Raw genomic sequence first — 10741 nt, 5'->3', positions numbered from 1 at the left:
TCGGCATCATATTCGGCATTTGGTTGTTATCCATTATCGGCATCATATTTGGCATTTGGTTGTTATCCATTATCGGCATCATATTTGGCATTTGGTTGTTATCCATTATCGGCATCATATTTGGCATTTGGTTGTTATCCATTATCGGCATCATATTTGGTGGTTGGTTGTTATCCATTATTGGCATTATGTTTGGTGGTTGGTTGTTATCCATTATTGGCATTATGTTTGGTGGTTGGTTGTTATCCATTATTGGCATTATGTTTGGTGGTTGGTTATTATCCATTATTGGCATTATGTTCGGCACTTGTATATTTGGCGGTATTACTTGCGGGATAGTAACATTTTCTTTTGATACGTTTGGCGAGACTATATTCCCTACATTTTCTTTCTTCACTTGCGGTGAGACTATATTCCCTATATTTTCTTTTTTCACTTGCGGTGAGACTATATTCCCTACATTTTCTTTTTTCACTTGCGGTGAGACTATATTTCCTACATTTTCTTTCTTCACTTGCGGTGAGACTATATTCCCTACATTTTCTTTCTTCATTTGCGGTGAGACTATGTTCCCTACATTTTCTTTTTTCACTTGCGGTGAAATTATGTTTCCTACGTTTTCTTTTTTCACTTGTGGTGATACATTTCCTATATTGTCTTTTTTCGTTTGCGGAGAAATGACGTTGTTAGGTTTCATTTTACTAATTTGAGGAGCAATTAACTCGCTTCCCTTTTTTATTACATCTGAAATTTTATATTCTTTTTTCGCTTTAATTGGTGGTTGCGGTGGCTGCGGTAATACATTAATGGAAAATTTAGTATTCTCCTTCGTAGTTGGCTTTTGCTTTTCTACTTTCTCTATAACAGGTGGTTTTTGAATAATAGACGGCTTTTCAACTGGTTTTTCTTTTTGAATCGGCTTTTCTTGTTGCACTTCTTTTTGCGGCTTCACCTGTATTTCTTTTTGCGGCTTCACCTGTATTTCTTTTTGTGGTTTCACTTGCATTTCTTTTTGCGGTTTTACCTGCATTTCTTTTTGTGGTTTTACCTGCATTTCTTTTTGCGGCTTTACCTGCATTTCTTTTTGCGTTTGTTGCATAGCTGGCTCTTGTGTAATCGGTGCTGATTGATACGTAATTTCCTCTTCATCTTCTATTCCAAGTGGAGTTGGTGTTGATGCAAACTCTTTTTGTTGCACCTCTTTTACATATTGTTTTGGCGGCGTAGAACCCGCTCCAGGCTGTTGTTTCACATGAACTCCGTTTGATGGTACTTTAATTTTCATACCTGGCATGATTAAATCTGGATTACTAAGCTGTGTATTTGTTTTTTTCAGCGTGTCAAAATCCACTCCGTACTTTTTCGCAATTTTCCAAAGGGTATCCCCTTTTTGCACGATATGAATTTTCAAATTTTCCCCCTCCTGTATAACTTATCTATAAGTAACAAATCTCATGAAGTAACCCTTTCTAAATAACATTAACTTCTTTTCACTTTTATCACTTCTTCTATTTTCAATATAGTTCGAAGTGGAATAAGCATAAAAAACCACAATGATTTCTTCAAAACAATGTATGCCCATTTCGCTCTCGTTATGATTATATGTATGAAAAAAAGCAACGGAAATCCCGTTGCTTTAAACGCGTTCTAACATACGATTTAATGCAAGAACCGCTTCTTCTGTTACTTGATTTTCTACACGAATAACGTTAATTTCTTCTCCTCTTTCTATATTCTCAAGTGCCCATAGTAAGTGAGGTAAATCAATTCGGTTCATTGTTAAGCACGGACACATAAATGGATTTAGCGACATAATTTCTTTATCTGGATGTTGCTGAATGATTCGGTTCACTAAATTCATCTCTGTACCAATTGCCCACTTGCTTCCCGCTGGAGCAGCTTCAATCATATCAATAATATATTTCGTTGATCCTGCATAATCAGAAGCGGCAACAACTTCATAACAACATTCAGGGTGAACAATAATATTCATATCCGGATGATTTTTTCGCACGCTTTCAATATTTTTCACAGTAAAATTTTGATGAACAGAACAATGACCTTTCCATAAAATCACTTGAATTTCTTCTATATCTCCATCGTACTCTAATGAATCTGTATGCGGGTTCCATACTGCCATTTTATCTAACGGGATGCCTAAGTCATACGCTGTATTTCTTCCTAAATGTTGGTCTGGTAAAAAGACGAGACGTTCTTTTTGTGTAAACGCCCAAGACACCATTTGTTTTGCATTAGAAGAGGTTACTGTTGCCCCTCCATTACGACCGCAAAATGCTTTAATTGCAGCTGTTGAATTTACATACGTTAGCGGAATCATCGTATCCCCAAATAATTTTGCGAGCTCTTTCCACGCTCTTTCTGTTTGCTCAATATCTGCCATATCTGCCATTGAACACCCTGCACGCATATCTGGTAAGATGACAACTTGATCCTCTGTCGTTAACATATCTGCTGTTTCCGCCATAAAGTGTACACCACAAAACACAATATATTTCGCCTCTTTATTACTCGCTGCAACTTGCGCAAGTTGCAACGAATCCCCTGCTGCATCTGAAAATTGTACCACTTCATCTTTTTGATAATGATGCCCTGGAATAAATAGCAATTCACCCATTTTTCCTTTAATTTCGCGAACACGCTCTTCCATTTCTAATGTAGACATCGTTTGATAACGCTCTGGTAACATTACTTCGATTGGCTGAACTTTCTCTAAAATACCCATTTATGATTCTCCCCCTCTAAACCACTCTCATCACGCCTCAATATTAAAACTAATATCAAGTGCTCTCACTGAATGTGTTAACGCCCCAAGTGAAATATAATCCACTCCTGTTTTTCCGTATTTCGATAAATCTTCAATTGTAATACCACCTGAAGCCTCCGTAACGATGGCACTCGGTACAATTTTTGAAAACTCGCGAATCTCATCTGGCGTGCGATTATCGAACATAATAACATCTGCGCCGGCCTCTACCGCTTCTCTCACTTGCGCCTCCGTCTCTGTTTCGACTTCTACTTTCACCATATGTCCCAATCTTTCTTTCACCGATGTAACAGCTTTTGTAATTGATCCAGCAAACGTAATATGATTATCTTTAATCATGACACCATCATACAAACCGAATCTGTGATTAAATCCGCCTCCGCACACTACCGCGTATTTATCAAACATACGTAGTCCCGGCATCGTTTTTCTCGTATCACAAATACGCGTATGATTGCTATCTAACGTAAGTACTGCTTTACGAGTCATCGTTGCTATCCCGCTCATACGCTGAATAATATTTAATATAACGCGCTCCGCTGTTAATAAAGATGCAATAGGCCCTTTAGCTGTTGCTATAATTTCACCTTTTCCTACTAAGTCCCCATCTTTTTTATGGAGTGTAACTTCAATTTTTTCATCAATTAGTTTAAAACCCTCCTCTATTACTAAACTCCCCGCAAAGACCCCTGTATCCTTTACAAGAAAAGTTCCTTTTGCAATTGCATTATCGGGAAAGATAAGCTGCGATGTTACATCTCTTTCTCCTATATCTTCTAGAAAAAATCTATTTAGTGCTTCCTTAATTTTTAATGTGTTCATAAAACCCCTCTTCCCCTTATTAAACAAGTTGTAGTTTTCTTCTCACTCGAATAATCTCTTTCCTTACTCTATTTCTTTCTGGATAATCACTGCGATAATGACCACCAATACTTTCTTTTCTTTGCAATGCTGATACTGTTATAAGCTCACAAACTGTTAACATATTAATAAGCGTAATCTCTTCATTTGTAAGAGCATCATATTGTAATATCATATTTCTCACACCGTACCTACTAAACCATCTCGTAGCATATGATAAATTTTTCTCTGTTCGCACAATCCCAACATACTTCATCATGTATTCTTGTATTTCTTCTTTCAACGGTAAATCATTAAGAGCTATAAAACTTTTTTCTCTCTCTTCTGATATACTTTTTCTTTCTTGTGCTGGTCTAGCTAAAATGTGTTTTCCTATCCGCCTTCCGAACACAAGACCTTCCAATAATGAATTACTCGCCAATCTGTTCGCACCATGAACTCCATTACACGCCACTTCACCGACCGCATATAAGTTTGAAATGGATGTCTCTCCGTCACAATTTGTCTTCACGCCGCCCATATGAAAATGTGCACCCGGTACGACCGGAATAAGGTTCCCTTTTAAATCAACGCCATTCTTTTTACATAATGATGAAACGGTCGGAAAGCGCTGTTCAAAGTTTTGAATAGTTTCGATGTTTAAGTACACTTTTTCACCCGCAAGAAGTTGTTCATGAATAGCTCTTGCCACTACATCACGCGGTGCGAGATCTTTCCCGGGATGTATATCCATCATAAAACGCTGTCCCTTTTCATTTATAAGGACAGCTCCTTCCCCGCGAACTGCTTCAGAAACGAGACCACAACATCGCCCGCCCACGTATAACATCGTCGGATGAAATTGTACAAATTCTAGATCAACTAGTTCACCACCAGCTCGATATATCATCGCAAGTCCATCACCCGTAATTGTCTCGTCATTCGACGTAAAGGCATACAAACCACCGATTCCGCCTGATGCTAACACCGTATAATCAGCATAATAACGCTTCAGCTCTCCTTCACTATTTCGTGTTAAAGCCCCTACGCATTTATTATTTTCTATCATAAAATCGAGCACCATCTCTTGCTCTACAACAGTAACGTACGGAATTACTTCTTGAATTAAATGTTCTAATAAATTTTTACCGGTTGCATCTCCTCCCGCATGTAAAATACGACGTTTTCGATGAGCTCCTTCTTTACCAAGATGGAGCTCTTTTTCATCCCCATCAAACTTCATTCCATTTGTAATAAGCTTATTTATTTCTTTCGGCCCCTCTTCAACTAAATACCGAACTGCCTCTTCATTGTTATAATGACAACCTGCCACTAATGTATCTTCAAAATGCCCACTCGGATCGTCATATGCAGCAACAGCCGCTGCAATTCCCCCTTGGGCTAAATTCGTATTGTTATTACGTCCTGTTTTTTTTGTGATAATTATCACATTCTTTTCGTGACAAATCTCTTTTGCAACACGAAGTGCCGCAACGCCACTTCCAATAATCAAGACATCTGCACTTGGCATAATTGTTGCCTCCTACTTTACACTTTTCAACTGTCTTGACACCTATATTTACATAGTTTTAAAATAATGACAAGAGTTTTTTTACAATTCGTATTTTCACTATCATTCTCAAAACGAAAATAAACATCACTCTTACTGAAGAGAGGAATTCACATGATGATATATCTTGATTACGCAGCAACTACACCTATGAGCGAAGAAGCTTTAGAAACATATATACAAGCGACAAAAACATATTTCGGAAATGAACAAAGTTTACACGATATCGGCGGAAGTGCATCTTCTTTATTAAAAGTTTGTAGAGAAACATTTGCAGAAATGATCGGGGGGAAGGAACAAGGTGTATTCTTCACAAGCGGTGGTTCAGAGTCTAACTATCTTGCGATTCAATCACTTCTAAATGCTAGAAATGAGAAACATATTATTACGACACCTATGGAACACGCATCGATTCGAAGTTATTTTCAATCCTTACAATCGCAAGGCTATACAATTACTGAAATTCCTGTTGATAAAAACGGGCTAATTCATGTAGCGGATTTAGAAGCAGCTATTACAGAGAATACTGTTCTAGCAAGTATACAGCATGGAAATTCTGAAATCGGAACCGTTCAAAACATCGCAGAAATCGGGGCACTTTTAAAAAAATATAATGTTTTATTTCATTCGGACTGTGTTCAAACATTTGGTAAACTTCCAATAAACGTTACAGCAATGAAGATTGATAGTCTCTCAGTTTCAGCCCATAAAATATACGGGCCAAAAGGTGTCGGTGCTTGCTATATAAATCCGCAAACACGCTGGGAACAAATATTCCCTGGAACTTCTCATGAAAAAGGCTTTCGCCCTGGTACAGTAAACGTTCCTGGAATCGCTGCTTTTTTAACAGCCGCAGAGCATATATTAAAGAATCAAAAGGAAGAGAGCTTTCGTTTTAAACAATTACGATCTTATTTTTTAAAGCAATTACAAACACTTCCTCTAGAAATTGAAGTGAAAGGACATTCTACTTCTTGTTTACCACATATTATTGGGGTTACAATAAAAGGAATAGAAGGTCAATATACAATGCTAGAATGTAATCGCCATGGTATTGCTATTTCCACCGGAAGTGCTTGCCAAGTCGGTAAACAAGAACCTTCGAAAACAATGCTTGCAATTGGAAAAACGTATGAAGAGGCAAAACAATATGTCCGTTTTTCTTTCGGACAACAAACAACGAAAGAACAAATTGATACTACTATTCATGCACTACACGCAATTGGAAATCAATTTTATAGAGGTGTTAAATCATAATGAAGCAAAATGATCAAAAAAAGATTTTAGGTGAAGAAAGACGACAACTCATCCTTCAGTGGCTTCTCGCTGCAAATGAGCCGTTATCAGGGAGTGAACTATCTAAAAAGACGAATGTAAGTAGACAAGTTATCGTACAAGATATTTCCTTGCTCAAAGCACGCAATGAACCCATTATCGCGACTGCACAAGGATATTTATATTTAAAACCACAAGCGAAGCAACAAACTTTTGAACGCGTAATCGTATGCCAACATAAACCAGCCGAAGTACGTCAAGAACTTACCATGTTAGTTGACCACGGCGTTACAATTAAAGACGTAAAAGTTGAGCATCCTGTATACGGCGACTTAACAGCATCCATCATGGTAAGTAATCGCTTTGATGTAGAGCAATATTTACAAAAAATCGAAAACACAAACGCTTCCTACCTTTCGCAACTAACAGATGGTATTCACTTACATACAATCGAAGCAGATTCTAAAGAGAAATTAGATGCCGCTTGTGAGGCACTAGATAAAGCAGGATTTCTCGTTTATTAATGTAAAGCACAGAGTTTTTTATCATACTCTGTGCTTTTATTTTGTAGATGTTATAATATTGTAAACAATTATAAAGGAGATCAAATATGGGAATTGAACTCGTTCACTTTAGCACCGGTAAACCGAAACAAATGAAATATGGCGAAGATAAAGAAATGATAACAGGTATATGTAAAGATCCTACAGAAGAGGCCTTTCTCTCAAAAGACGGATTCCGTGGTGATGATGTAGCAGATTTAAAACATCACGGTGGACCTGATCGCGCAGTTTGTGTGTACCCACACGAGCATTACGCACTATGGGAAGAGGAATTTCAAACTACGCTTCCAGCTTCCACATTTGGCGAAAACATTACCGTAACAAATATGTTAGAGCGTGATGTTTGCATCGGAGATACATATCAATTAGGTGAAGCAATCATTCAAGTGACACAAGCTCGCGTCCCTTGTAGCACAATTTCAAAACGTCTTGGCATCCCTGGCATACTGCCGCGCATTGTAGCAACTGGATTTACTGGCTACTTATGCCGTGTCCTTCAAGAAGGTACTGTACGTAAAGATTCTAAAATTACATTACTAGAACGTCCATCAAACAATGTATCTGTTTTGTTCTCTAACGAAATTTATTTTCATAATAGAAAAGATAAAAATGGCATTGAAAAAATTCTTGCTGTACCAGAACTAGCTGATATTTGGCGTGGTCAGTTAGAGGATCGTCTTGCGAAGTTGAAATAAAGAATCCCACCTATAAGAGGTGGGATTCTTTATTTCTATCACACGGTATACTAGCGACCGAAATTATATCGACTTAACTACAAAATACGACAAACACTCCCCTTACAACCAATAAGAAGAATAACTCCCTAGCACAGTAACAGAAAAACCGAGTGCTTCAAGCTCCATCGTTACACCTGGCAATAATACGTCATCGTATGCTTTGTCGACATCGATTAAGAAAAAGTAATTTCCAAGACCCGTTTTCATCGGGCGAGATTCGATTTTTGATAAGTTTAATTTTCTCCATGCGAAAGCTGATAACACTTGATATAGCGCTCCTGCATAATCTGCAGGTAACGTTATCATAAGCGTCGTTTTCTCCCCGCGATTTTCTCCGTTGCTTGGGAGTACTGCTCTCTTTTTCTTATGGAGCACTAGGAAGCGCGTATGATTATTTTTATGCGTATGAATGCTACGTCTTACGATCGTTAATCCGTATTTTTCTGCAGCTGCTTCATTTGCAATGGCAGCGATTTTTTCTTCAGGATGTTCTTTCACATATTGCGCAGCAGCGCTTGTTGATGTCATATCGCGAACGGTTACCCCTTTTAATTCCTCATTTAAAAATTTATGGCACTGTGCAATAGCATGTGGATGAGAATGTACAGCATATACTTCTTCCCACACTTCTGCATACTGCGGATGTACAAGTAAGTGTTGCTGAATCGGTACTGTAATTTCTCCTACAATAGAAAGTGGTTGCTCATGTACAAGGTAATCGACAGTTATATTTACTGAACCCTCAATCGCATTTTCTAACGGTACAACTGCGAAGTCCACATTTTCATTTGCAGCTGCATCTATACAATCTGGAATCGTTCGATACGGTACATGCTCTGCTTCCGGAAAAAAACGACTCACCGCCATATTTGTAAAAGTTGCTTCTGGTCCTAAATATCCTACTCGAATCATCGTCTTTTCCCCTCTTTTTCGTTTTCTTACTGTTATACCATACTTTTTTATATTCTTCTATGTAAATTTCGAATATTTAAAAAAGACTAGCATTCGCTAGTCTAAATGTTTCCTATATTCTCTTTGAGCGAGGAAGAAATACATAATGCATGCAGCGATATAAAACAGAATAAACAAACCTACTTTTCTTAAGGAACCGTCCATAAAGACAGTATTATGAAACGTATATAATGCAACTGCACTATGCATACTTCCTACTATAATTGGCGCAAAAAATAGCATACACAATTGCCAACGAGAAATCTTCCACACTTCTTCCTTCGTCATTCCAAGTTTAGAGAGCGCCCCGTACTGTTTACGATCCGATGCAATATTATGAAACCATTTAAAATATACGATACTACATGAAGTCAGAAAGAATAATATACTAATGAATGAGCCTACAAATAGAGTAATATTACCGAACTCTTTCATATTCACATATAACTCCATATTACTTCGAAATGCATCATTTGTATCTTGTTTCATATGTTTCCGTAAATCCGCGTTTAATTCCTTCGTATTTTCGATATTTGGTAATGTGTAACCTCTATATATCATTTTTTCAGAATCCGGAATTGTATTTGATATAATATCAAAGTCTTCATCATTCATGACGAAAAACAGACCATTAATGTATGAAGGGTGATAGTTAAATTGTACCCCTTCTTTTTGACCGTTAAATGCGAATTGATGCGTTTGATTCATTACGTGCAATTGAATCTCTTTTTGATTATATACATTCGGATAATTGCGTTTATTATAATAAACAAGTGTAACTGTTCCTTTTTTAGGATGATACGTTTTCTGTTTTTGTTTTCTCGCCTCTTGATTGTATTCACTTTCCTTTATAAGCGGCGCTATTGTTGTTTCTCCTTTATTGGACTGAAAGGATGCATACATTCCAACAAAACTCATAGTTTGAAAATCATCATATCCATATTGATGCAGTAATTTTTCAACCGTACCTTCCTCAAAGACTTCATGAGAAGAAGTACCCTTTTCTATGTACGAAAAAGAGTGTGCTCCTCCGCCACGCCACATATCTTGCATGCTAGAAAAATATAAAAATACCGTACCTGTTGCCGTAACTACAAACGTCGTTGCCATAGCCATCAGAAAGAAAAAGCGACCATTTTCCTTCATTCGATGTGACAATTGGTTTACTATAAATAAATAAGGATATGTATACATAATCTTTTTATTTCGTTTTATCATTTCTAACAATTGGCTAACACCATGTGTAAAAGAAAAATACGTTCCGAAAAAGACAAGTATAGACACAGGGAAAAAGTATAATCCTATCGTTGCCACCGTCACTTGTAGTGCTAACGCATATCCCGTTCCTAAACAAGCAAAGCCAAATAAACAAAGCCACTTTGATGTTTTCCTCTCTCGTTTATCTCTTCGAAACTCTTTTAATAACCGGATGATTTTGATATTCCATATACGTAAAGCACTGATAAAAGATAATAGAATAAAAACGACCATATATGTAATAAACGTTACCCCAATTGCTCTCACGTCAAATATGACAGGGAGTTCTTTCGGAAGCCCCAGTAACATACTAAACACCATGAAGAAGAGCTTTAAAAAGATCATGCCAAGCCCAATACCGAAAATATTAGCAAAAGTCCCGATCAATATTTGCTCGGTCATAATCACTCCGATTACGTTGGACTTCGTCGCTCCCATTAACATATATAATCCCAATTCTTTCTTACGTGCTTCTATGAAAATAGAAGTAGAATACAAAATAAATACGACGAAAAAAGAAATAATTATAATGTTACATATGATAAGTCCCCAGCGTACATTTTGATACCACATCGTCTCTTGCATGTATGGATGTACAATGACAGACATATATGCAAAAGACGCAAATATTGCAAAACAACTACTTAAGAAAAACACTTTATAATTACGCCAATTCCCCTTTATATTTTGCAGCGCCAGTTGCCGAATGTTCATCTATCGTCCTCCTGTACCTTACTACATAGGCAAAAAGCTAGAGGTTTCC

General features: G+C 37.3%; 9 protein-coding genes. 3 read left to right on the top strand and 6 right to left on the bottom strand.

The genetic code is table 11. From position 1 onward, the window contains the following. From exsA to nadB, 4 genes are all read right to left on the bottom strand, one after another. A partial coding sequence (gene exsA, locus Q3V31_RS14270; protein WP_329765502.1) for a spore coat assembly protein ExsA occupies positions 1 to 1411 on the bottom strand: 1411 nt, incomplete at its 3' end. Positions 1412 to 1636: 225 nt separating this feature from the next. Beyond that, on the bottom strand, positions 1637 to 2743 hold the full coding sequence (nadA, locus tag Q3V31_RS14265; RefSeq protein ID WP_016130284.1) for a quinolinate synthase NadA: 1107 nt from the start codon (positions 2741 to 2743) through the stop codon (positions 1637 to 1639). Between the two features lie 30 nt (positions 2744 to 2773). Further along, entirely contained in the window at positions 2774 to 3607 is an 834-nt protein-coding gene (gene nadC, locus Q3V31_RS14260; protein ID WP_001094124.1) for a carboxylating nicotinate-nucleotide diphosphorylase, read from the bottom strand. Positions 3608 to 3626: 19 nt separating this feature from the next. Beyond that, positions 3627 to 5156 (bottom strand): L-aspartate oxidase, encoded by a 1530-nt coding sequence (gene nadB, locus Q3V31_RS14255; RefSeq protein ID WP_329765499.1) that lies wholly within the window; start codon positions 5154 to 5156, stop codon positions 3627 to 3629. A 153-nt stretch (positions 5157 to 5309) separates the two neighbouring features. Here nadB and Q3V31_RS14250 point away from each other — a divergent pair, with 153 nt between their 5' ends. The 3 genes from Q3V31_RS14250 to Q3V31_RS14240 all read left to right on the top strand — a co-directional run bounded on the left by Q3V31_RS14250 (position 5310) and on the right by Q3V31_RS14240 (position 7728). Continuing rightward, positions 5310 to 6452, top strand: a complete 1143-nt coding sequence (locus Q3V31_RS14250; RefSeq protein ID WP_000973749.1) for an IscS subfamily cysteine desulfurase — start codon at positions 5310 to 5312, stop codon at positions 6450 to 6452. Further along, positions 6452 to 6994 carry a transcription repressor NadR gene (locus Q3V31_RS14245; protein WP_000812242.1) on the top strand — a complete coding sequence of 181 codons (543 nt, stop codon included), beginning with the start codon at positions 6452 to 6454 and terminating at the stop codon, positions 6992 to 6994. Before Q3V31_RS14250 ends, Q3V31_RS14245 begins: the two co-directional genes overlap by 1 nt. An 86-nt stretch (positions 6995 to 7080) precedes the next feature. Further along, positions 7081 to 7728 (top strand): MOSC domain-containing protein, encoded by a 648-nt coding sequence (locus Q3V31_RS14240; protein ID WP_329765497.1) that lies wholly within the window; start codon positions 7081 to 7083, stop codon positions 7726 to 7728. A 102-nt stretch (positions 7729 to 7830) separates the two neighbouring features. Here Q3V31_RS14240 and pheA read toward each other — a convergent pair whose 3' ends face one another. Both pheA and Q3V31_RS14230 read right to left on the bottom strand, forming a co-directional pair. After that, on the bottom strand, positions 7831 to 8682 hold the full coding sequence (gene pheA / locus Q3V31_RS14235; RefSeq protein ID WP_000621706.1) for a prephenate dehydratase: 852 nt from the start codon (positions 8680 to 8682) through the stop codon (positions 7831 to 7833). A 96-nt stretch (positions 8683 to 8778) separates the two neighbouring features. Continuing rightward, complete coding sequence (locus tag Q3V31_RS14230) at positions 8779 to 10692, bottom strand: ABC transporter permease (protein WP_329765496.1); 1914 nt, start codon at positions 10690 to 10692, stop codon at positions 8779 to 8781. Positions 10693 to 10741: the final 49 nt, after the last annotated feature.

The organism is Bacillus nitratireducens, from assembly GCF_036320425.1.
In the GTDB taxonomy this organism is placed as follows: domain Bacteria; phylum Bacillota; class Bacilli; order Bacillales; family Bacillaceae_G; genus Bacillus_A; species Bacillus_A nitratireducens.
Note: the sequence above shows the minus strand (reverse complement) of the source record. Positions and strands in the feature narration are given on the sequence as shown.